Origin of the sequence: Cellvibrio sp. BR (assembly GCF_000263355.1) — a bacterium.
In the GTDB taxonomy this organism is placed as follows: Bacteria; Pseudomonadota; Gammaproteobacteria; order Pseudomonadales; family Cellvibrionaceae; genus Cellvibrio.
Genome location: NZ_JH668207.1, coordinates 121,456 through 145,939, shown reverse-complemented (window position 1 = coordinate 145,939; position 24,484 = coordinate 121,456). Strand labels below are relative to the sequence as shown.

General features: G+C 48.9%; 18 protein-coding genes. 5 read left to right on the top strand and 13 right to left on the bottom strand.

Annotation, left to right across the window (positions count from 1 at the left end; genetic code table 11):
• Positions 1-5: 5 nt before the first annotated feature.
• The 4 genes from O59_RS19700 to O59_RS19685 all read right to left on the bottom strand — a co-directional run bounded on the left by O59_RS19700 (position 6) and on the right by O59_RS19685 (position 3,085).
• Entirely contained in the window at positions 6-554 is a 549-nt protein-coding gene (locus O59_RS19700; protein ID WP_007645897.1) for a pyridoxamine 5'-phosphate oxidase family protein, read from the bottom strand.
• 15 nt (positions 555-569) lie between these two features.
• A complete protein-coding gene (locus O59_RS19695) occupies positions 570-1,694 on the bottom strand; it encodes a retropepsin-like aspartic protease (protein ID WP_007645895.1) in 1,125 nt (374 codons plus the stop codon).
• Positions 1,695-1,720: 26 nt separating this feature from the next.
• Positions 1,721-2,203 (bottom strand): glutathione peroxidase, encoded by a 483-nt coding sequence (locus O59_RS19690; RefSeq protein ID WP_007645893.1) that lies wholly within the window; start codon positions 2,201-2,203, stop codon positions 1,721-1,723.
• A gap of 63 nt (positions 2,204-2,266) precedes the next feature.
• The gene (locus O59_RS19685) at positions 2,267-3,085 is read right to left on the bottom strand and encodes a DUF1080 domain-containing protein (RefSeq protein WP_007645891.1); all 819 of its coding nucleotides are present in this window, start codon (positions 3,083-3,085) and stop codon (positions 2,267-2,269) included.
• Positions 3,086-3,352: 267 nt separating this feature from the next.
• Between O59_RS19685 and O59_RS19680 the strand changes: the two genes are divergently transcribed.
• On the top strand, positions 3,353-3,841 hold the full coding sequence (locus tag O59_RS19680) for a DUF3833 domain-containing protein (protein WP_151056439.1): 489 nt from the start codon (positions 3,353-3,355) through the stop codon (positions 3,839-3,841).
• On the opposite strand, the gene O59_RS19675 is transcribed toward O59_RS19680, so the two are convergent.
• Positions 3,828-4,988 (bottom strand): transglutaminase domain-containing protein, encoded by a 1,161-nt coding sequence (locus tag O59_RS19675; RefSeq protein WP_007645882.1) that lies wholly within the window; start codon positions 4,986-4,988, stop codon positions 3,828-3,830. The genes O59_RS19680 and O59_RS19675 overlap by 14 nt on opposite strands.
• Before the next feature lie 478 nt (positions 4,989-5,466).
• Here O59_RS19675 and O59_RS19665 point away from each other — a divergent pair, with 478 nt between their 5' ends.
• From O59_RS19665 to O59_RS19650, 4 genes are all read left to right on the top strand, one after another.
• Complete coding sequence (locus O59_RS19665) at positions 5,467-6,843, top strand: CmpA/NrtA family ABC transporter substrate-binding protein (protein ID WP_040393626.1); 1,377 nt, start codon at positions 5,467-5,469, stop codon at positions 6,841-6,843.
• Positions 6,844-6,985: 142 nt separating this feature from the next.
• Positions 6,986-7,963, top strand: a complete 978-nt coding sequence (locus tag O59_RS19660) for an ABC transporter permease (RefSeq protein WP_007645876.1) — start codon at positions 6,986-6,988, stop codon at positions 7,961-7,963.
• A gap of 93 nt (positions 7,964-8,056) precedes the next feature.
• Positions 8,057-8,917 (top strand): ABC transporter ATP-binding protein, encoded by an 861-nt coding sequence (locus tag O59_RS19655; protein ID WP_007645874.1) that lies wholly within the window; start codon positions 8,057-8,059, stop codon positions 8,915-8,917.
• A gap of 131 nt (positions 8,918-9,048) precedes the next feature.
• Complete coding sequence (locus O59_RS19650; RefSeq protein ID WP_007645872.1) at positions 9,049-11,613, top strand: EAL domain-containing protein; 2,565 nt, start codon at positions 9,049-9,051, stop codon at positions 11,611-11,613.
• Here O59_RS19650 and O59_RS19645 read toward each other — a convergent pair.
• The 8 genes from O59_RS19645 to O59_RS19610 all read right to left on the bottom strand — a co-directional run bounded on the left by O59_RS19645 (position 11,549) and on the right by O59_RS19610 (position 24,407).
• Positions 11,549-13,429: a YfiR/HmsC family protein gene (locus O59_RS19645; protein ID WP_081489754.1), complete on the bottom strand. Its 1,881-nt coding sequence runs from the start codon at positions 13,427-13,429 to the stop codon at positions 11,549-11,551. The genes O59_RS19650 and O59_RS19645 overlap by 65 nt on opposite strands.
• Before the next feature lie 123 nt (positions 13,430-13,552).
• Positions 13,553-13,912, bottom strand: coding sequence for a hypothetical protein (locus O59_RS19640; protein WP_050977134.1), 360 nt, complete (start codon positions 13,910-13,912; stop codon positions 13,553-13,555).
• A 238-nt stretch (positions 13,913-14,150) separates the two neighbouring features.
• On the bottom strand, positions 14,151-15,716 hold the full coding sequence (locus O59_RS19635) for a hypothetical protein (RefSeq protein WP_007645869.1): 1,566 nt from the start codon (positions 15,714-15,716) through the stop codon (positions 14,151-14,153).
• A 30-nt stretch (positions 15,717-15,746) separates the two neighbouring features.
• Positions 15,747-16,673 carry a hypothetical protein gene (locus tag O59_RS19630; protein ID WP_007645867.1) on the bottom strand — a complete coding sequence of 309 codons (927 nt, stop codon included), beginning with the start codon at positions 16,671-16,673 and terminating at the stop codon, positions 15,747-15,749.
• Positions 16,674-16,734: 61 nt separating this feature from the next.
• On the bottom strand, positions 16,735-17,382 hold the full coding sequence (locus tag O59_RS19625) for a DUF3617 domain-containing protein (protein WP_007645865.1): 648 nt from the start codon (positions 17,380-17,382) through the stop codon (positions 16,735-16,737).
• Between the two features lie 130 nt (positions 17,383-17,512).
• Positions 17,513-20,365, bottom strand: a complete 2,853-nt coding sequence (locus O59_RS19620; RefSeq protein WP_007645863.1) for a glycoside hydrolase family 2 protein — start codon at positions 20,363-20,365, stop codon at positions 17,513-17,515.
• Between the two features lie 84 nt (positions 20,366-20,449).
• Positions 20,450-22,960 (bottom strand): glycoside hydrolase N-terminal domain-containing protein, encoded by a 2,511-nt coding sequence (locus O59_RS19615; RefSeq protein ID WP_007645861.1) that lies wholly within the window; start codon positions 22,958-22,960, stop codon positions 20,450-20,452.
• A gap of 148 nt (positions 22,961-23,108) precedes the next feature.
• Entirely contained in the window at positions 23,109-24,407 is a 1,299-nt protein-coding gene (locus tag O59_RS19610; protein ID WP_007645859.1) for a GDSL-type esterase/lipase family protein, read from the bottom strand.
• Positions 24,408-24,484 lie beyond the last annotated feature (77 nt).

Here is a 24,484-nt window from a genome sequence, read left to right as displayed (position 1 = left end):
CTTTTTTACAGCACTTTATCAATTCCCGTCGGCACACCGTCCAGGCTGAGTTTATTTTTTTCTTGCCAATAATCACGAATACCTTGCTCGCCCTTGTTAACAGCCCATTGATTCAATTGCTCACGCTCATCTACATAATCAAAAAATGGTATCGACATCCCACAAGAGGTTTGTACTAACTCCACCTGCATATCAAAAATCTGACGCGCGCCGGTATTTGCGGGGAAATGCGCATAGAGCGCTGCCCACTCAGCGTCACCATTGTGAATGGCACGCGCGGTTCCGTATAAACGCAATATCATCGGCGCACCTTCAAAAGCTGCAAACATAATCGTCATGCGCGGGTGGGTTCGCAAATGCGCTGCCGTTTCATTGCCACTGCCGGTGACATTGAGCCAAATCACCCGGTTAGCATCCAGCACTCTCAATGAATCCATACCCTTGGGGGAAATATTTACCCGGCTGGTATCCGTTGCCGTACCCACGAAAAATATTTTCTGTTGTGCAATAAATTCCTGCAAGGCTTCTGAAATAGCCTCAAAACGTTTACCCATAAAATCAACTCCTTATCAACGCTTACGTAAATACAGTTCGGCTTTTTCCTGATCGATGACAAACTCAAAGCGCCCAAGAATATCGACGCCGAGCAGGCCATCAAATTGATTGGCATTGTCCATCGGCAAGCGGGCGAGCAGGTGCTGGGTAAATTCCAGCGAGGCGATATTGAGGCTATTCACCACAAATAAATAACTGTCCACCGTGCCGCTGGCAGTATTGAGTTTGATAGGTTTGGTATTGCGCACCAAACTATAGTGGCGCTCTACAAAAGTCGCGGTAAGCCCACTGATGGAAGCGCCGGTATCCAATAACAAACGCGCAGAAATACCATCGATGGTGACCGGGACTAAAAATTGTTTACCAAAACGCTGCAGCGCAATGGTGACCTCTTCTCCGCGCGCCGCGTTATTCAAACCATCGCCACTAATAAGAATTAACAACGCATCGGCGCGCGCGCGGGTAACTACCTGATTCGCCGCCATCAGTGCATGGTACTGCGCCAACTCTTTTTCTTTATCATCCAGATGCATGCTCGCCAAACGCAAATGCAACTCACCATTGTCCGGGGTTAAGCGAATCAAGTCATTTAGCTGTTGCATTAGCCACGCTTGACGCTCGCCAAATAGCACCGGGTTGGATGCCAAGCGCACCAAATAATTAGCGAGGTACTGCAAACCCGCCTCGATTTTTTGCGCGTCAATTTCTGCACTGAAGTAACGAAACCAGATCGCGACAGCTTGTTCATGTTGCCCCTGCTCTTCATAAACCCGCGCCAGTAAACGCATGGCTTCCGCCAATTGCGGATCAGTTTGCAGTAGCTGCTCAAGCAAGGGCACCGCTTGCCCATAGTTGCCGGTGGCGATCCATCGCGTTGCCTGCTCAAGGGGCGTTAATGCGGCAAGACTGGAAAACGGTTGTTGGGTGATGGCAGAACTGGCGGCCAGCGATTTATCAAGCGACTCATTCAATAATGGTGATGAAAGCGCGGCATTGGTAGTGGAGCTACTGGTCGCCGGGTTCTCGGTTAAGGCTGGGGCAAGATCGGAGGGCGCAACTTTTGTGTGGCGATATTCACTCGCATAAAAGCCCGCTGCGAAAGCGATGACTGTCAGTGTCAGCGAGGGCGCAAAACGCATAAGTTAACACCGGGCCTTCATTAAAATCAGGGATTCAATTGCGCGCGAATGGAGTCCGCAAGCGCTTCCGGTTTGGTGATAGGGGCAAAACGTTTGATCGCCTTGCCATCGCGGCCAATTAAAAATTTGGTGAAGTTCCATTTGATCGCATTGCCCAACATACCTGGCGCTGCATCGGTGAGCCATTGAAACAGTGGATGGGCTTCGCTGCCATTTACATCCACCTTGGCAAACATTGGAAAGGTAACACCGTAATTGAGTTGACAGGTCTGGGCTATCTCAGCGGCATCGCCCGGCTCCTGCCCGCCAAACTGATTGCAGGGGAAACCGAGAATCACCAGACCCTGATCTTTATAGGTTTGGTACAGCTTTTCCAAACCGGCGTACTGGGGGGTAAAGCCGCACTGGCTGGCGGTATTCACCACCAGCACGACTTTACCTTGGTAGTCAGCCATGGGCACAGGCTGACCAGTGAGGGATTCGGCGGAGAAAGAATAGAAGAGGCTCATAAGTAATCCTCGTGAGGTAATGAGCCCAGACTGCACGCGCGCCGCTATTTAATCAAGCGCGACTTAATACTCCGCCGCCGGTTTATCCAGTGCTTTTATCTGGATATTGCGATAAAAAGTCTCGGCCCCTTCGGATTGGATTTGCAACTTGCCGCGCGCCAGCGGGACGTATTTACCATCCACCTTGTGACGGGAATTAAAGCCGCGAAATACTTCATGACCATTCACTTTATGGATTAGTGTTTCACCATCGGCAATCACTTCCATGGTGTCCCACTCACCGCTGGGTTTTTCGTGGAGACCAAGCTTCAATACACGCGCGGCGATATCTTTGCGCAGCGGTGCTTTGGGGTCATAGGCGTAGAATTTCCAATCGCCAATGTTGGTGTCGGTGGCGTGCACGTCAATAATCACCCCGTCCAGGCTGTGATAATCGCCGCTATCGCCCTCTTGCACCTGAAACTCGTGGCTGCGCAACCAGTGGCTGCTCTGGGCGCCTTCCGGCCCTACGGCAAAATACAGCAGGCCGCTATCGCGCGGGGCATCCAAGCGTGGCGACCATTTCTTCTCGCCCCACTTCACATCAAACTTCAAATGAAAAGCGCCAAACTCTTCCAGCGAGGTCAAACCACCCCACTCTTCACCCGATACCCGCAACAGGCCATCCACCACGCTAAACACTTTTTTGGGGTCGTTGTTAATACCGCGCGGGGTGTGTTTGGAAACCAGGTTATAGGCATTGGTTTCAGGCTGAAAACTCACATAAGGCTGCCAGCCGGTGAGATCCTTACCGTTAAACAGTGAGCGCCATTCGGCCGCTTGCACACTGCTCGTCACCAGCGCAGTCGCCAGACCTGCCCATGCCAAAAGGGATAATTTCATTGTGATTCCTCGTTGTCGCCGTTTGTTGTTATAGCCCTGCAGGGAATAGCAGAGCAGCGGCAGACTAGTACCTGAGTTGCCCCGAGTCCATATAGGCAAATGGACAATTACAGTCTTTTACCCTGTTACTCGCACCGGTGATCCCCCCTGCACACGGCGGCGTATGTAATGGCAAGACCGCTTGTACGGCGGACACAACTCATTCACGAAAGGCTCAACTCCATGCGCGCCCCTTGGAAATTGCTGTTTTTATCAGGCCTGATACTTATGCTCTCCTCATGTTCTACCTCCAGTGTCGACGACTACACCCAAAACACTCCGCAGCTTGATCCGCGCGTTTTTTTTAATGGCTCGCTGAGCGCTCACGGTGTACTCAAGGATCGCAGCGGCAAGGTCACGCGCTATTTCAATGCAACAATCAATGCCTACTGGAAAAACGGCGTGGGTACACTGGAGGAGCGGTTTGTATTTGATGACGGCGAAGTGCAGTTTCGCAACTGGACACTCACGCCCAATGGCGACGGTTACAACGCCACCGCAGGCGATGTGATTGGCACCGGCAAAGCCAAGGTGAGCGGCAATGCGATGCAACTGGATTATGTACTGGAAATTGCCTACAAGGGTTCGCCACTACAACTGCGGGTAGAGGATTGGATGTGGCAAGTGGACAACAAGGTACTGCTCAACGAATCCACCCTGCGCAAATGGGGTTTCAAAGTGGGCAGCATCCAGCTAGTGATTGTCAGAAACGAATAGTATTGAGCTGATACACCTTATCGCGCATGTGCTCCGCATTTTCACTATCGCCCAAGGCATCATAAATAGTGACCGCCAAACGATAAAAACGAATTTCGTCTTTCTCTTTTTTTATGGCGTTTTTAATTAACTGTAATGCCTTGGCATAGTCTTGTTGCTCGCTCGCCTCCAGCGCACGGCGATAAATATAATAGGGGTTGGCATTGCGATGTTTACGCACCCGCTCTTGATAATACTGGTGCTGTGCCAGATTGCCCGTGTCCTTATACAAGCCGGCAAGGTTGTGCATGATGGTGTAATCGCGCGGGTTTACCTTTAACCCGTGCAAATAAATCGCCTCGGCTTCCGCCATAAAACCCTGGCGGCGATAAAAACTGCCAAAGTTACTCCAGATATAACTCGGCTCCTCGCTCATCAATAAGGCTTTGCGCAAATACAGAAATCCCGCGCGGACATCGCCCTCTGCCGCCAACTCCATGCCGCGGTTGGAATAAAACTGCGCTGCCACCAGATCCTTGCCAATCACTTTTTGTTTGTAGTGCGCACGAAAGCGACGCATCTCCAAATCCACCACTATGTCGCTCACATCCGCCGTGTTCACTGCCCTGATCCAGGTGCGCGGCGTACTGGGCATAAACACCTTGGCATTTACATGCCGCATAAATAGATAGGTATCCCCCTCGCGCATATCCCAGGTGGGCGGCAATATCACTTCATTAACCTCTGCTTTCAGCCCTAGATGGCGCGCCATGGCCACATAGAGCAAGGTACAACTTAAACAGTTGGCCTGGCGCTTTTCAAAAGCATCGATGCCGGTATTGGTGGTGTAAGCCGAATAAGTAATACCGCGCCCGCCCAATTGCACCGATGTCATTAGTGCACGATGCAATGCCTCGGCTTTTTTATCGGCCGCACTAATACCCGCGACGGTGCTGGTAGCAAAGTTTTCCATCTCCGGCGTCAATTCAAATAGCTCGTGGTCAGGTAAATCTGCAGCCGTATAAGGGCGCCCGAGAATCAACTCTCCCGAGAGCGCCTTGGCAATTGGGCCCTGCTCGGCCAAAAACGGAACTTTTTGCACCACCGAGGAACAGCCCCAGAGGCCAACGCAGAGATAAACCAGCAAAAACCGCCACAACTTCATCATTATTTATCCTTATCATGGGTTCTATCTGCACTCCAGTATAGACGCTGCCCAGCGCGAGTGCTGACACCTAACCATCGCTAGCCCATTGACTTAAAACACTTTTTAAAATGACTTCGCCCTCCCCGCTCACCCGATTCGGGTTTGCTGTTTCCCCTGCTGCGCCGCACTAGTGCGATTTTGCGCCAATAAAGTGCGGCACACCAACAACCAAGCACCAGCCAACAACCATCAAATCGTGCATTCACGGCACCAAAAAAAAGCAGTGCATTTTTTTGTGTTCCGCGCGCGTGCAAAAGCGAAAAAAACACGAATCAAAATCCAATTTAATGCGCCATAAAAATGCATTACTGGAATTGGCACAGTGTTTGAATAGAGCTAATTACCAAACGTTTTTTTGATTAGCAGTACTTGCACAGCAACAACCAGATTTTCCCAATAATTTTTTTAGTTTTTTAGACCAATAGTCAGGAGCAAAAAAATGCATGCAGTCTCACGTTTTCTAAAACCGTTGAAAAAAACGGCTGCTGTTCTTGCAGCAACTATTTCGCTTATCAGCGCGGCACAAGCAGCAACTGGCCCAGCGGAAAAAACCGATTTGAAATTTGGATTTATTAAACTCACCGACATGGCTGACCTCGCGGTTGCCTATGAAAATGGTTATTTCGACGATGAAGGTTTAACCGTTGAGTTGGAAGCGCAAGCGAATTGGAAAGTAGTACTCGACCGGGTAATTTCCGGTGAGCTGGATGGCTCTCATATGCTGCTGGCACAACCTGTTGCCGCCAATATTGGTTACGGCACGCAAGCGGATTTGGTGTTTCCATTCACCATGACGCAGAACACCTACGCCATTACAGTTTCCAATGAAATTTGGAAAAAAATGAAAAAAAATGTACCCGTGGGTGCCGATGGAAAACCAGTTCATCCTATTAGCGCCAGCACCCTAAAACCTGTTGTGGATGAAATGAAAGACGCAGGTAAATCCATCCAAATGGGCGTGGTATTTCCAGTGTCCACTCACAACATGGGCTTGCGCTACTGGCTTGCCGCCGGCGGAATTAACCCCGGTTTATATGCACCGCACAAAGGCGACACCACCGGACAAATTGATGCCGATATTTTGTTGTCAGTAACCCCGCCGCCGCAAATGCCGGCCACGATGGAAGCGGGCACAATTCAAGGTTATTCCGTGGGTGAACCCTGGAACCAACAAGCCGTATTTCGCGGTATTGGTGTGCCGGTAATGGCCGTGCACAACAAAATTGGCGATAAAGTATTTGGTATGAAAAAAGAATTCCTGGAAAAAAATCCTAACACCAGTATTCGCGTAGTGAAGGCAATGATTCGCGCCGCCAAGTGGCTCGATGAAAACAACAACGCCAATCGCTCTGCTGGTGCAAAAATGATTTCCGCTGCTCACTATGTAGGTGCCGATTATAAAGTTATCGCCAACTCCATGACCGGGGTGTTTGAGTACGAGCGCAAAGACGTGCGCCCAACACCGGACTTCAACGTATTTTTCCGCTATAACGCCTCTTATCCACATGTATCAGATGCAGTGTGGTACCTGACTCAAATGCGTCGCTGGGGTCAAATTCCTGAAGCCAAACCTGACAGCTGGTATATGGAAATGGCAAAAAAATCTGTTGCTCCGGAAATTTATCAACAAGCCGCAGCTGACTTGATTGAAGAAGGAAAAATGGCGGCTAGCGATTTCCCTGATTTCAAAACCTTTACCGGTATTCGCACCCCCGATGAAACTGTATGGATTGACGGCGTGCAATTTGATGCAACAAAACCCAACGACTACCTGACCAAGTTTCCTATTGGTTTGAAAGGTGATGAAAAAATTTAATTGCCTGTGCGGGTCACTGACCCGCCGCATTTAATACCGACAGGATTCAATAATTCACTGCAACACCAACGATTTAATTTTTTGGCAACCGCTGTAGTGCACCCGCTGATACCGATTCAGCGGGCTGCCCGAGGAAACGATCATGAGCAATAAATTAGCCACCCTGAAACTTGAACAATTTAAAGCGATTAAATGGCGCGAGGTATTGATTGGCATTTTAATGCCCTTGGTCGGAGTACTTTTTTTTATGATGTTGTGGCACGGTGTAGCGCCCAATATAAAAACCTCGCTGGGTGATTTCCCCCAACCCAAACAAGTCTACGAGCAATGGGGCAACCTGGTGGATGAATATCAGGCAGAACAGGAACGCGCAGCTGTATTTTACGAGCGTCAGGAAAAGCGCAATGCCGAACTTTTGGCCAAAGACCCTAACGCCACTCTTGATGTGCGCGAATTTAATGGCCGCCCAACTTTTTTTGACAAAATCTACACCAGTTTATTTACCGTACTCTCCGGGTTTTTGGTGGCCTCACTCATCGCCATCCCGGTGGGAATACTGATTGGTTTGAGCCAACCGCTATACAGCGCAATCAATCCATTGATCCAATTATTCAAACCCGTATCACCCCTCGCCTGGCTGCCACTGGTCACCATTGTGGTCAGCGCGGTGTACGTTTCCGATTCACCAATGTTTTCCAAGTCCTACATTATTTCGCTGTTAACGGTGAGCCTCTGTTCACTCTGGCCCACCATGATTAATACCGCTGTTGGCGTTGCCGGTGTCAGTAAAGATTTGGTGAACGTCAGCCGCGTACTGCGTTTGGGTTGGTTTACTCACGTAGCAAAAATTGTATTGCCTTCCGCCATTCCGATGATGTTCACCGGCCTGCGCATCTCTCTCGGAATCGCCTGGATGGTATTAATCGCTGCCGAAATGCTGTCGCAAAATCCGGGGCTGGGCAAATTTGTGTGGGATGAATTCCAAAACGGTTCATCTGATTCACTCAGCCGTATCTGCCTCGCCATTTTGGTGATCGGGATTATCGGTTTCTTGCTCGACCGCACCATTTTGATGATTCAAACCTATGTGAATTGGGACAAAAGTGCCGTAGTCCGCTAATTCGCCTTGTGTTGATTAGTACGGCATACGAATTGCTTTATTCACATTGATAAACACTTTTATTGTTAGCAAAAGATTACTGAGGAAGTCACCATGAGCCAGGTTCACTTGGAATTAACCAAAGTCGGCATAGAATTTCCAACGCCCAAGGGTCCATTTTGTGCACTGCAAAATGTGGATTTAAAAATCAAAAAAGGCGAATTTGTCTCGTTGATTGGTCACTCAGGCTGCGGTAAATCGACGGTATTAAATATTGTTGCCGGGCTTTACCAGGCCACTACTGGCGGCGTGGTATTAAATGGTCGCGAAGTGAACGAGCCAGGCCCGGAGCGCGCGGTTGTATTCCAAAACCATTCACTACTGCCCTGGTTAACAGCCTATGAAAATGTGGAGCTGGGCGTTAAGCGTGTATTTAAAGGTAAAAAAACCAAAGCAGAAATGCGCGCATGGATTGAACACAACCTCGAATTAGTGCACATGAGCCACGCACTGCACAAACGCCCCGACGAACTTTCCGGTGGTATGAAACAGCGTGTGGGGATTGCGCGCGCGTTGGCGATGGAGCCACAAGTATTATTGATGGATGAACCCTTTGGTGCGCTGGATGCACTTACCCGCGCCCACCTGCAGGACTCGTTAATGGAAATTCAAAACGAGCTGGGCAATACCGTAATTATGATTACCCACGATGTGGACGAAGCGGTGCTGCTCTCTGATCGTATTGTGATGATGACCAACGGCCCTGCCGCCACTGTTGGCGAAATTCTGGATGTGCATTTACCGCGCCCGCGCAATCGCCTGGAATTGGCGGACAACGTGGAATACAACGGTTATCGCTCGGCGGTATTGCGCTTCCTTTACGAGAAGCAACGCAAAGTGGAACCGATCAGTGCAAAGCGCGCGGAGAAGCTCGCCGATAAAGAAGCTGCCGTCCCCACCAAAAGCGTTGCCTGAGCCACAATTAACACGTCAACCAAATCTTCAGCTAAACCCGGCATTTAACGCGCTGCCAACAGCGCGTTAAAAAGTAAAAACCAGGGACGGTTTATGCTAGGCTGCGCGCACGGTAACGCGGAGACCTTAGCGTGTTTAATGATAATAAGTTAAGACAAGATACCCACGCCTTCATCAGTATTCTGGTAGTTAATAGCGACAATAGCGCACTGGATGCGATTCTTACCTGTCTGGAAGATGCAAATTATCAGACAATCCATGCGGTAGACTCCGCACAAAAAGCCTTGCGTCTGTTGCGTCACCAACACATTGATCTATTAATCGCCGATGTCGAAACCCCGGATTTAGATGGCTGGCGCTTATCGCGTTTAGTGCGCAGCGGCATTTTACACTGCCGCGCCGACCTGCCCATTATCATCACCGCCAACACCTGGTGCGAGCGTATTGCCGAAGTCACCGCGCGCGAATACGGCATCAATGAACTTATTCCTCTGGATCACCTGCACCGTTTAGCGCCTGCGATTGCACAGCTCAGCGACGCTATGCCGCAGAACACACGCAAACCACGCCTGTTGGTCATTGAAGATGAGCCCGATACCGCCGACCTGATTAAACGGGTGCTGGCCACCAATTTTGAAATTGAAATAGCCGATCAAGGTGATACTGGTCTTAATGCCTGGCGCGAGCGCCGCCACGATCTGGTGCTGTTGGATGTGATGCTGCCCAAATTGTCCGGGCGCGATATTTTGATCGATATTCAAGCTACTGATCCCAATCAGCCGGTAGTGATTATGACTGCGCACACCACTATCGATCAGGCAGAAGAATTAATGCTGCTCGGCGCAGTGGATTTTTTACCCAAACCTTTTCGCGCCGATCACTTGCGTCGCGTGTGCGACATCGCGATTCACCGCGAGGATTTTCTCGTCAGCAACGCACAATTTGCGGCGCGGGTAAAATCACTGGAAGCGCGCGAGCTGGCGTTTCGTCAGCTCTATGAAAGCCATCACCAATTGCTCAATGATTTGCAATCGGTGGTGATGGAACTGGATTTGGATTTTCGCATTCACTATTTAAATCACGCGTGGGAAACCCTGCTGGGTTTTGCGGTGGGCGATTGTATTGGGAAAAAACTGGATCACTTTATCGCCCCGGAAGACATCAGCCAATTTGCACTGTTCAAAAGCAAAATTCGCAAAGCCTTGCAACAGAAAAAAACCTTCCCGGAAATTGAACTTTGTTTTAGCACCAGTCGCCACCAGCGCCTGTGGGCGCAATTGAAAATCAGCCGCTCGACAAAAGTTGCAGACCAAACCACGCTCACAGTCTGTCTGGACAATGTGACCGAGCGACGCGAATCGCAAGCGCAATTAAAATATCTGGCAATGCACGACTCGCTCACTGGTTTATACAATCGCCACTTTTTTGAAACGACCCTCGCACAACTCACCGCCGATTCCGTGCGCACCAATACCCAACACGCGCTGGTGTACATGGACCTGGATCATTTCAAAGTTATTAACGATACCTTTGGTCATCAAAAAGGCGATGAAATACTGCGCGATATGTCGCGCCTGCTCAGCCAACAAGTGCGCAGCACCGATATTTTATGCCGCTTGGGTGGCGATGAATTTGCAATTTTAATGCGCGATACCAGCAGCAGTGAAGCGCGGGAATTTGCGCTGAGCGTGCAGGCCATTGTGGCCGCATTTGGTTTCCCGTTGCAGGAACAACAAATTAATCTCGGCAGCAGTATTGGTATGAGCCTGATTGACGGCAGCACCAATAACCCGGAAGAACATTTAATGCGCGCCGATATTGCACTCTATGTCGCCAAGGGGCGCGGGCGCAATTTGATTCACTTGTACAACCCACAAGACAGCGAAAGCGATGAGTTGCGTCACTCCATCAACATGTCGCAAAAAGTGCGCAAGGCGATTGTGGAAGACCGCATGATGCTCTACTTCCAACCCATTTTTGATGTGAAAGCGAAAAAAGTTTCTTACTACGAAGCACTGGTGCGCCTGCACGATCTGGATGGAAAAGTTATCGGCCCCTGCAGTTTTATTCCCGCACTGGAAGCGTCGGGCGAAATGCATTTGCTGGATCGCTGGATTATTAAATTAGCCATTCGTCACCTGCGCGATTACCCCGCACTGAATCATATTGCGATCAACCTCTCCGCACAGGCATTTAAAGACGAACAGCTGATGGCCACCATTCTCGCCAGCCTGGACGAAACCGGTGTAGACCCGAGCCGCATCACCTTTGAATTAACCGAGAGTGCAAGTTTGTTTAACCTGCATATTACCCAGCGCGTGATTGCCGAATTGCACAAATTGGGTTGCAGTTTTTCGGTGGATGATTTTGGTTCCGGCTTTAGCAGCTTTGCTTACTTGAAAGATTTGCCAGCGGATTACATTAAGTTGGATGGCTCATTTATCCAAAATCTGGATTGCGATGAAATTGATCAAACGCTGGTGAAATCAATGATTCAGGTAATTCAAACCTTGGGCAAAAAAGCGGTTGCTGAATACGTTGAAAGCCAAGCAATTTTAAATATTCTACAAGAAATGGGCGTGGACTTTGTGCAGGGCTACCACTTGGGTGCTCCCAAACCCGCACAGGAAATTATGCTGGAGCCGCAACCTTACCCACTGCGGTTGTTTGAATCGGCAGGGGCAGCTCCACAATAAAACGCGCGCCCTTGCCCAATTCACTTTCCACCCGAATAGTGCCGCCCATTAATTCACACAACTGGCGACTAATAGACAAGCCCAAACCACTGCCCTGATATTTGCGTGTCGCGCTGGAGTCGGCTTGTTTAAAGGGATCAAAAATACTGTTTTGCTGTTCAAGTGGAATACCAATACCAGTGTCCGCCACACTGATAAATATTTCCTCCGGGCGATGAAATGCCTGCACTTCCACCTCGCCATGGGGCGCAAATTTAACGGCGTTACTCAGTAAATTAATCAGTATATGCAGCAATTTTTCAGGGTCGGCAATGGGCAGCGTCTCGCCGTCCTCCACATCCACACGCAAGCGAATGGCGTTTTTTTCCAACAGTGGCACCACCGCACTTAACGCCTCATCCACTAACCGAGAAAGTTTTACGTGGGTTAAATCCAACTCCATACCACCGGCTTCAATTTTGGCCATGTCCAACACACCATTAATTAATTTCAGCAAGCGCTCGCCGTTATTAATCACGCGCTGTAAATCCTGCACATGGGCTTCATCTTCAACCAGTTTTAATTCTTCAATTACTAATTCGGTATAACCGATGATCGACTGTAATGGCGTGCGCAATTCGTGGCTCATCAGCGAAAGAAACTCGCCTTTAGCTTGACTCGCGTCCTCTGCTTTGCGCTTGGCAATTGCCAACCGCTCCTGCGCCAATTGCAAATCCTCACTGCGCGCAGCGAGGCGCCGGTTATCGCGCTGTTTAATAATGTAGGCAATAAAGACGGTGATAATTAACAGCGCACCCAATACCACCGAGCCCCACAAGTAACGCAGTGCTACTTGCTGCGAATCCACCATCTCATCCAGGCCCACTATGGCATTTTTTTGTTCAAGAATAGTGCTTTCCAGTGAGCGGGTATTTTTATTCAAATCCGCAAGGCGTTTTTCACGCGCATCAATTTCACTAAGGATTTTTTGTAAATAGGCTTGCTGCTCATCCAACTCTGCCGTGCGCGACTGCACTTCCTGCATTAATTTTTCGCGCTCGCGCAGGCTGGCGTCTATTTGCGTTTGCTGCAATTGCAATTGGTGCTTTTGCTGGGCAATCAATGCATCGCTGGCATCAATATTCTCGGCCAAATCCGCCATTTGTTGCTGCAGGTTGTGGTTAATCGCCTGTTGGTTATCAATAGAGGCGGTCAATTCTTTTAATGTCTTTTCACGATTGCGCAATTGCTTTTGCAAGGCAACCAGCGACGCCTGCCCTTCGCGATACAGGCGCGCCACATCAATCTCGGTGCCGCCACTTAAAATCAATTCAGACTGTACTCCCAACCCTTGGTTGAGAATATTGGATTTGTTTACTTCAAACTTTAGGCTGCGCCCTGTGCTGATTAAATTGATCATCACCAATTGCTGGTTGCTGTAATCGCGCGTCACCAACAACACCGGCTTACCATCCAATGCATCGTACACATCGGTCATGGTTTTTTTATCGGCGCTTTCCATATAAACCATTTGAAATGCTGCCAACTCCGCGGGTGTTTTCACCTGCCGGTAATTCACCGCCAACCCATGAACCTTCACTCGCTCACGCAAGCCCTGCAGCGCACTCAAGAGCGCAGGGTCAGCATCGCCATAAAGCGCAATATCAAAAGAGCGCAGAGTTTTAACCTGCGGCCATTCAATATTTTTGGCAAAGTTATAAAGGTAAGAAGCGACAATTTTCTGCTCTTCCAACGGCTGCGCCCACAGGCGCGGTGCGAGCAACACAAGGCAGCTAACACAGATAACAAGCCGGAAAAGCCCAAGGAATAAACGCATAAGTTACTTCTATTTATTATGAATAGGTTTTTAAACAGCTGAATGCTGCAATGCAGAAGAAATTTAGCTGCATTGATTTTCCATACAAAGCAAACACTTCACTGCTTTGAGTCAAAAGTCGCTTTATTTGATGAACGGCATTGCCAGCGAGAGCTTTGCTCCACACCAATAACAGTTTGGACGAACTTTTTTAACATCCTTGCCACAATCAGGACACCTGGATAAAGATTTGACTGATACCTTACCGTCAGCCACACCGTCACGCATATCTATCTCGGACATTTTATTTAGCAAATCTGTTTCAGTTATTCCAAATTGATGAGACAAAAGCTCCCACATCGCTTGACTAGCAAGTGCCAAAGTCTGCACTTGCCCCTGAAGCTCCAATATATTTATCTCAGTAATACTTGCCTTTAAACTTGCTTCATTAGCTGATCGTTGTGCACTGCTAATTTGTGTTTGTTGTAATAAGTCCCACAGCATAGAAACCTCTTTTGATAAAAATGCCATCCTGATTGAAGAGCAATGCATTAAACAAGATGTCGACAAAAACTAAGTAAATACTCATGAGCCATTAACCCAGGCACTCACAATTTACCACTTTATACGACATTTCCCCCACAAGATAAACCACCGTTTCTAACCGCTTCAACACTGGGACTTTTAGAAACAAAAACGCCCCGGCTTGCGGGGCGTTTTGGTGGAACATGGCTGCATGTAATTACATATAAGCTTTGGCGAACGCGGCTTTGGATTCCTGAATGTAGGCGCGGACTTTTACCGCGTGGGATTCCCACACAGCACGGTCTTTGTCGTTGGTGAAGGGGTTTTGATCCTTGGCGACAGAGCGGTCGAATTTGTCGTAGAAGGTGATTACCGAGGAGGCGATTTGGTTAAAGCGCTCTTTGAACACTTGTGTGCCCTCCATGGTGCTGGTGGCTTTCATCATAAATTGCACAAACTCGGTGTTGGAGCTGGAGTAATTTTGGTAGCTTTCCGCTTGCACCATAAAATAGTTGTCGATCTCTTGCAGCGCGGCAGCGCGCACTGGTTCGTCTTTGCTCATTACGCGTTTGTAATTGTCCTGCCCGCGCCCCATGCCACCGGCAATAAGCGATTCTTTTAAATGTTTGTCCAGGTCTTTGCGGAATTTATCCACCTCGCGCTGGATGTCCAGCAGGTCTTTGTCCAGCGCGGTGACGGTATTAAGTTCTTTTTCAATTTCACCCAAAAACACTTCGGTTTTATTGAAGGTTTCCAAACCATTTTTTTCCGCAAACTTACGGGATTTACGATCAATGCCCGCATTCTCATAGGATGAGCGATCAAACGCGGTGGCGACAATCGTTTTAAAGGGCTCAGCAAAAGCGGCGTAGGTACCGTTGGTCATAATATTCAGCGTGGCAGTGGCGATATCGCCCAGTGGGCGCAGCATAGAATCCATGCGCGCTTTTTGAATGGGTGATGCAACAGTGCGCACATCGTTCACTACACCTTTAAAGGTTTGATAGCCGAGTGGATTGGCCATTTTGCCGCGCTCGGAAGTGGCGAGCACCAAGGTGACGCTGGAGTATATGCCATTGGCATATTCCAAATATTGACGCTGTACATCCACCTGCGCGGCGTAATTCTTGCCGAGCGTGCGCAGTGCGTCTGCTTGCACTTGATAGTTTTTGTCGTCGCGCAATTTACCTAAGACTTCGGCGATAACTTTTTCCTGATTTTTTTGCAGCGCGGTATCCAGCAGAATTTTTTCCACACTCAAGTCGTCGACCCACAACTGGCCGTTGGTGACTTCAATATCCAACCGCAGGAATTTTTTGCCCGGATCATCAATAGAAACACGCTTGGCATAATATTCGTTGGTGTCATGATTACCGCGAATACTGCCAACGTTTACCCAACCGCTATCGCTATTTTGAGTAGTAGCTACCAGTACATTAATTTTGTATTGCGTCGCAGGCGATGAGGTTTTAAGCCACAACTCCAGCGTACCCTGCTCGCTCAAGCTGACACGGCTGCGCACAGAGGCTTCCCCCTGATCAATCAGCAGCGCCGCTGTGCCGGTGCGCGCATCGGTTTCCACTAAATTTGCACCGTACATGAGCGCCCATTTTTTACTGTCATTGCCCGCTTCAAAACCGTTTTTAAAAATAACCGTTTTTTGCTGTGCAGAAACACTGGTCGCGAGCAGCGCGGCGACCATCACGGCGGTGCATTGGGTAAAAGCCAACGCAGTCCACTTTGTAAAACCCAGTGCGCATTTTTTTGCAGCTGTAGTTTGCATGGTAGTTATAAAACTCCCTCAGAAAAACAATTAGTGTTCAAGTAAACCGGGAACCCGGCTCTGTAAAAAATTATCTACGTAGGTTTTGCGCTCACCCAGGGTGCGAGGGTAAGCAACACGAATATCGGGCAGGCCAGTCACTGCGGGCCAAAAACTATTGGCACCCCAACCACTGCTAAATAAAGGGTTGGCGATGGGTGCATCCACCAAGCGCTGCGCGCTAATCAACTGCCAGCCACGCGCAATTAATTCATCGAGCAATGCCACTACAAAATACGCCGCCAGATCATTTTCCTGTAATACCAGGGTTTGCGGTGGCGAATAACCCAGCAGGTTAAATGCCAGTGCATCCTGCTCGACCAACGTCTGTGCTAACAATTCCACATAGGCACTTTCCAGCGCCGCCATGTTGACCGGGCGATTGAGCTTAATGCGCGCTTGATACAGCTGGTTCAAATAAGCATCCACACCGCGCCATGGGTTATAGGTAGTAAACGCCGGGCGATAACCGCGCATTTTGACAAACCCAATTAAACTGCGCTGGATTGCGCTATCACCTTGCTCGTGTAAATACGAAAAATGCAAATGCTGCCGGTAACCGGAATAAGGCGACAGCAGGCGATTGGCTTTAAGGATACCGACTTCATAGGCATACAGGTCACTCTTGCTAACCAAACTATGGTTGTAACCGGCATTAACCAATAAATGACCGCGATCGCTGTAAAGCTGCAGACGCGCTTTATCCTTGTTGTCGAGCGCGCGCGGTTTTATTAAAAACATCGCCTGCGGCACCTCCGCCATCGCCAGGTTGCGCATTAACATTTGTGAACGCGCCATAGCATCCAGCGATGTAGAAGGTTGCAAACTATTTTCAAACACCACCACCAGCTCGCGAGCGTGGGCCGCAAGGCTGGTCATTAGCAATAACAAACTGACAAGTATGCAGCGTTTAATCACAATTACTACTCGCGCGGCTTTTGGTTAAGGATGGGGACATGTACAACTGTGCAGTTAAAGATTATTGCGGTTGGATATCGCCACAATCGCTCCCCAGCCAAGTGCCGTCTATCGCAACGGTTACCTTATGCGGCTGGCCATTCACGGTTTGGGTCATCATGCCGGTACCGCTGTAACGTTTGGGTGAACTAAATACTATGTCGCCCTCACTGCGCGACGGATTTTCGCCGGTGCAAACCTGAACGGATTTGAAACGGTTACTGCTAACCTGAGTCAGTGTAGAGGTGCAATCCTCACTGTCATCCATGCCCATATCACCGCTGTCGATTTGCGCCTGGGTAACGCAATTTTTTACGGTGGCGCCATCGGCAGAAACACTAACCTGATTATTCTCAAAGGACATGCCTTCTTCACTGATTTTCATGCCCGATTGCTCCATCAGCGCTTCCATTTGTTTGCGCTGTTCGGGCGGCATAGCGGCAAATTGTTTTTTCATTTCGGCCATGGCGGTTTCCATTTGCGCCGACTGCATTTGTTGCATTTGGGCGGCACCATCGCCGGTATATTGCATTTTGTTTTCCCACAGGCCGGGTGCCATATCCACCTTGACCGACTCGGCGACCGCTGGCAGTGCCAATGTCATCACTGCGCCCAGCAAAAAGGCGCGTTTCATTGAAGGTTTCATTGTTTTATTCATCACAGGTTTCATGGTTCAGTCTCCTTGGAGTGGTGAGTTCAACCTCAATAAGCCTTATAGGTCGCCGGTGCTGAATATAACATTAACTCTGCTGAATAGATGAGCGGCCAGCCAACCCTTTGCAGGTCGCTGGCCCTCGCGCTTAGGGTTGACCGATATAAAAATACACCTCCGTTTGATACCACTGGCCCAGGCGCGGCACCTGGTTTAACTCGCCCTCCGCGCCGTGGTTTGCAGGCTGGTGGAACTTGGTGCCGATAGGCGCAAAACCATGCAACAGCGAGATATTACCCTCGGGGAACGTCACTTTGGTTGTCATGGGATTCTCGCTTTCGCCGCTGGCCTGGCGCGGGGTTAACAGGCGCAGGTTGATGTTGGGGTCATTGATCACCATCACCAAAGGCAACTCCGTGGTCGCCAGCTCCGCCCAATAGACATGATCATGGAAGCCTTTGAATTCCGGATAATTCCACTCCAGCCCGGTAACCGTATCGTTATAGGCTTTCTCCCACACACCATATTCAACACCCTTGGTACGATTTTTCCACACGCGATACGGCCCCTTGCCTAACCAGCGCATGGATTTAACCTGGGTTTCCGGGTAGTCAAAAGTTACCCCCAGATAATCCGCCTTGGTGCCGCCTTTCATTTGATAGGCATAGGTTAGTTTGAGCCAGCCATTGGCTTGCAAACGCCACTCTATTTTGCACAACTCACCGTTAAAATCTGCGCTGACGACGGCATCGCCCTGATCGACATAACCGCGAATGCCGGTGAGTGTGCCCGTGCCATTGAGCAAGCGCGGGCCATTGTTAAACGACAATTTGTTAGTGCCGCGCACAATACGATGGAGCAAACCGCTGGCGCTATCGATCTGCACTTGTAAATCGCCATTCACCAGATTGAACTTACCTTGCGCTTGTGCAATTTCACTCGGTTTATTTGCGACAACATCGGCGGCAACACTTGCAGGCAGTATTGAATCAATCACCATTTGCGGCGATGCAATCATCCACGACCAGCGATAAATTTCGGCGCCGGTTTTATCGTAAGCCGTCAAATAAAACGCATCCGCCGCCTGCCAGTTTTCCGGCAAATCCGCAGTGATAAAACCGCGTTCGCCCGGCGCAATAGCAGAGGCTTTTATTTCGCCTTCAGCCACACTAGTCAGCGCACTTTTATTTTGTGCCTGGTTTTGCAGGGTGCCATTTATACGTGGCAGTGGAAACTCCACTAACTGCCAGCGAAAGGTCAGCGCATCCAGCCCGGTAAATTCATAGCGATTTTCTACCATCAATTTTCCGTTAAAGCTGGCGGGTAAAATTTCCTGTTCCGCGAGCGGGAAATAAACTGGCGACCAAATTTCTTTGATGGCAAAAAAACTGCCTTCTTTTTGGCGATAAGGGCCGACAATACCATCGGGTGCACTATTGCCTGCCACGTCGATTTTTCCGGCGCGATCGGCGCGCACTATGCCTTCATCGGCAAAGGCCCAAATAAATCCGCCAGCGCTGAGTGGATTGGCAAGCATTTTATTCCACCAGTCATTTAACCCCGCGCCTGCACCGCCATCGTAAAGGCCATGCAAAAATTCCGTGGGCATAAAAACATCCTCACCGTCAAACAATCGGCCCGCACAACAATTCAGCGGTTCGTAATGGGCGGTATTAATGCCACCAAATAAACCCCAGGGGTGAATCAACGGTCGCGCCTGAGTATCCCACTGGGCAAAGTCATCATCCAACTCGGTATTCCAACCGCCCTCGTTACCATTGGCCCAGATAATTACTGAGGGATGATTGTGATCGCGCAGAATTAATTCTTTTACCAAGGGCGTGCCCGCTTCAGTGCTATAAGCCTCTTGCCAACCGGTGAGTTCGTTAATCACATAGAGGCCCAACTCATCAGCCACGTCTAAAAAATGCTGATCCGGTGGATAGTGCGCCACACGCACCGCATTCATATTCATTTCTTTCAGTAAACGAGCATCGGCATAACTCAGCGTTTTGCTGGTAGTGCGCCCGGAGTCGGGCCAGAACGAATGGCGATTAGCGCCTTTCAACCGCACTTTTACTTCGTTCACATACAGACCATCGCCTTTGCGCAATTCAACACTGCGAAAACCAATCACTTGTTCAACTTGATGAATGACTTTTTTGTCAGCGCGCAATTGCACCTGCAACTGGTAGCGCTGCGGATTTTCCGCAGACCAGGGGATGATCTTTTTGATTTTATTTTCTACGCTAAGCTGTTGCGCACCCGGCGCTATTTTTGCGGAGAACTGGCCCACTTTTTTTCTTTTTTCACCGTCAATTGCACTAACCTGCGCAACAATATTATTGGCAGTGTCGGCGTTGTTTAGCCACAGCTGCAATTGGATGTCGCCAGTGTGGCGCGCATCTACTGCCAGGCGTTGAATATGCTCGCGGGGTTTTGCCTCCAGCCATACGGGACGATAAATACCGCTAAACAACCAAAAATCGGCTTTGCGTTCAGCGCGATTCACCGACTCATCCGCTGAGAAACGGTTAACTTTTACCTCCAACAAGTTTTCCTCGCCCGGCTTTAGCGAAGGGCTTATGTCATAGCTGAATTGATAAAACCCACCGCGATGCACCGGCCCGGCAAGCTGGCCGTTAATTTTTACTTCCGCATCGGTCATCACACCGCCAAACACAATATTAATGTGCTGATCGCGCCAGTTTTCAGGCACTGAAAATCGCGTGCGATAAAGCCCTTCGGTATCGGGCGCTGGATTATCACCCCAATCAATAAAATAACGATAACTACCAAAACCTTGCATTTCCCAGTTGGAGGGAACGGGAATACGGCTCCAACTGCCACTGTTGCGGCCGCCATTGACTTTAAAGTCCCATGGCAAGGTGTTGTCTTTATCGGTACCACTTAAATACTGGATTTGGGTTTGCTGGGCAAAGGGCGGAACAGCCCACAATAATCCCAGTAAAATCAAACAGCGAATTAATATATTATTCATAACTAAAACCACTCCACGCCTACCTATAATTTTTTATATAGTCCACCAAAAAAAACAGGCGCTATTGCTAGCGCCTGTAAAGAGTTATTTAACCGCCCAGTAATAATCCCGCCCAGCCTGAGTGGGAACGTCTATCACATAGGTGTTTGCCAGCGACAATAATGGCATTACTTTGCCGGTATTTTTAAGCGGCGTTTTAATTTTCGCCCGGGCATAAAAGGGATTGGGATTAGCTTTGGTACCGCGTACTTTTTTAGTTTTAAAATCACTGACGGCAGGTAGCTCGCTATGGGTGCGCAAACGCAGGTTTCCGCCCAACCGCGAATGAATTTTTAGTTCGCGAATCTGGCCGTTAGCCCAGCGCATATCCACCACAAAACCGCCGCGCATTAGCAGCCCTTTTACCTCACCTTCGGGCCAGGCTTGCGGCAGCGCCGGCAATAAATGCACCGCGCCGTCGTGACTTTGCGCCAGCATTTCTGCCATGCCGGAGGTAAAACCGAAATTGCCATCAATTTGAAATGGCGGGTGCGCATCAAACATATTCGGGTAAGTACCACCACTTTCATTCACACTGCCATCGAGTGTCATGGCTGGGCTGATTTGTTCGCGCATTAATTTCAGCGCACGATCACCGTCCAATAACCGCGCCCACAAATTAATTTTCCAATTCATCGACCAACCGGTGGATGGATCCCCGCGTTGCTCCATAGTCACACGCGCCGCGCTAAACAATTCAGGCGCTGTCAGCGGTGAAATTTGATTGCTCGGATAAAGCCCATAGAGATGGGAAACATGGCGATGTTTATCCTGCGGTTCATCCCAGTCTTCCAACCATTCTTGCAACTGGTGATGTTTACCAATTTGCATAGGCGGCAGGCGCGACAGGATTTTTTTCCACACTGGAATTTGCGTTTTGTCCTGCCCGAGAATTTCAGCAGCGGCAATGGTATTGGAGAGCAAATCGAACAGCAGTTGATTATCCATAGTCACACCAGCGGCGATTTTAACGCCGGTTGCGGTAGGTGCATTTTCCGGTGACATGGAGGGCGAGACTATGAGCCACTTTTTGTCTGGTGATTCAATTAAAAAATCCTCAAAAAACGTGACGGCAGATTTCATTACCGGGTAGACATCCGCCAAATAGGTTTTATCGCCACTGTACAAATATTTTTCCCACAGGTGTTGGCTTAACCAGGCATTACTCGTAGGCCAGGAGCCCCAAGTTTTATCTATGCCGCCGGTAATGCGCCAAATATCGGTATTGTGGTGCGCCATCCAGCCCCGTGCGCCATACATTTCTTTTGCAGTTTGCTGACCGGTCTGCGCCAACTCTTTTACCATTTGAATAAACGGTTCGTTTAGTTCATTTAATTGCGTAACTTCGGATGGCCAGTAATTCATTTCCGCATTAATGTTCAGCGTGTATTTGCTATCCCATGGCGGATCCATGCGATGATTCCAAATACCTTGCAAGTTCGTGGGTTGGCCGCCGGGTTGTGAGCCGGAGATCAGCAAGTAGCGACCAAATTGAAAATACAAACTTGCCAACTCCGGATCATGGCGGCTGGCAAATAAACGAATGCGTTGATCGGTTGGCTCCTGCGCAAATTCACTCTTACCCAACTGCAACGCCACACGATCAAAATACTGTTTATAAAAATTGCTGTGTACATGCTTACGCGCGGTGTACTGATTATGGGTGAATTGGTTTTTGGCACTGGCGAGATAATTGCGCGCACGCGCCAACGCATCGCCACTGATGTCTTTATAATTGACAAAATTAGTCGCCATGGAGATTAAAATTAACGCTGAATCGGCATTGCTTACCGCAATGCGATTATTGTTTTGGCTCAGGCTACCGCCGCTTGTATTCACATCCACCAAGGTTGCGAGTTTGACCTGCCCTTTAATACCTTCGTGATCTTTGGACATACCCTGCATTAACAAGGTGTGATTATTTTCCTGCGCGAATTGCATAGTCGCCGGGTGAGATAAATGCGCGGTAAAACTGAGCTGGCCCGGCTTGCTGGCCGATAATTTCACTACCACTACTTGATCCACAAACGAACTAAAGACTTCGCGGGTATAAACCACATCGCCCACTTGATAGCGCGTGGTCGCAATAGCTTTGCCTATATCCAGATCGCGATAGTAGTGACTGAATTGTTTATGCGCAGGAAACTCCAAATGCAAATTGCCCGCGGTTTGATAGGGCATGCCGTTGGAACCTTGGCTGGTAATTGTTTTTTCTGCCAACGCCTCTGCCGCGAGATATTCACCCGCTGTGATTAAGCGACGAATCTCCGGTAACGATTCCAGTGCCTTGGGGTTTACATTATTGTGCGGGCCACCGGCCCAAAACGTATTTTCATTGATTTGAATATTGTCGCGGGTCACACCACCATAAACCATCGCACCCAAACGGCCATTACCCAGCGGTAACGCTTCCTCCCAATGTTGGGCGGCTTGCTCATACCAGAGCGTATGAGGTGATACCGAGGGCGATGAAGTCAATTGCGATGACGCAAATGCTGGCCCACTAAAACAGAAGATAATCAGGGTGATAAAAAAACATTCCGTGCGGAACTTCATAAAATACTCCCATACAGTTGATTGTCGTATTATTTCTGGTGCCGATAATTATTTTTATTTACCAAATTTATTTATTATTTTTATTTGTTAATTTTTATTTACCATTTTTTTCCACAAAAAACGGCGCCCTGAGGCGCCGCTGTGGCACTTATTTCAATAATTTTTGCAGGTGGGGTTCAAGCGCTTCAGCCCACAGGTTGTAGCCTTTTTCATTGGGGTGCAACAAGTCCGGCATTATGTCTTTGGGCAATACACCGTCTTTGGTTAAAAACACCGAGTTAATATCCGCAAAAAATACACGCTTGTTATCGGCGTAGTCTTTAATGATTGCATTCACGCCATTATTGATTTGACGCAAGCTGCCATCCGGATTTTCATCGCGCGGAAAAATGGCCAGCAACAATACTTTTGACTCCGGCAAACGCTGGTGCAATTCACCTAATATTTTTTTAATGCCCGCTGCGGTATAAGCAGGGTTTTCATGGCGGTGACCGGTATTATTGGTACCAATCATCATTACCACCAATTTTGGTGCCATATTTTCCACCGCACCGTGCTGTAAACGCCAGAGTACGTTTTCGGTGCGGTCACCACCAAAACCAATCGCAAAGGCGTTGCGTTCGGCATAATGTTTTTGCCAAACCGGTGCGCCTTCTTTTTCCCAGCCTTGGGTAATGGAATCGCCAATGAACAACAAATCAATTTTTCCGTCGCTAGCGGCAATGGCTTTGGCGTCTGCCAGTTTTTGTTCATGACGCGGCAACCACCAATCAATCGACCACCATTCATTTAACATACCCGGTGTAACCGATGCGGTTTTGTAATTGGGGCATTCATACAAAGCAACTTTTTTAGGGGCCTTCGCCAGCAGTTGTACATTGGCAACAGCTACTTCACCTTTACCACCGACCTCTAACGCAAAGGGCATAGTGGTTGCACTGAAGTCATCTTGTTCTTGTGCAAAACAATTCAGCGGCACATACACCGTGCTCCACCCTTTGCCGCGCAATTCGCGCGCGGCCATGGTGAAGGGCACCACGCGATCACAATTTTCCGGCTTGCATTCCATTTTGAAAGAGACGCCGCCTTTTTCTAATTCATTAATTTTTATATCCAGTGCCAGCACACCGGTTTTCATCATCGCCGCCAGATTTAACGGCTTACCCGACTCCAACGTCATACCCGCACGCCAGGAATCTTTCCAGTTAAAAATTAGTGCGTCCGCTACTTTGTCTTTTTCACCGGCTTGCAATTGCACATCCCCCTTGGGGGTAACCGCATTGGTGCCAGTGAATTTTTGTTGCTGCTCGGGGTTTTCAATAAATAATTGCCAACCGTTTAAGGGTTTATTTTTGTAGAGCGAAATATCGCTGGCTGCGCTAGCAGAAGTGGAAAAAATAGCGCCCACTAATAAAAACATGCCGCTGAGTTGATGAAATTTTTTCATTATTAGCTCTCATGGTTTTTAATAAAGAGTTTATTTAGATTTTTATTTGTTGAAGAAGAGAAGACCCCCCTTAGCCC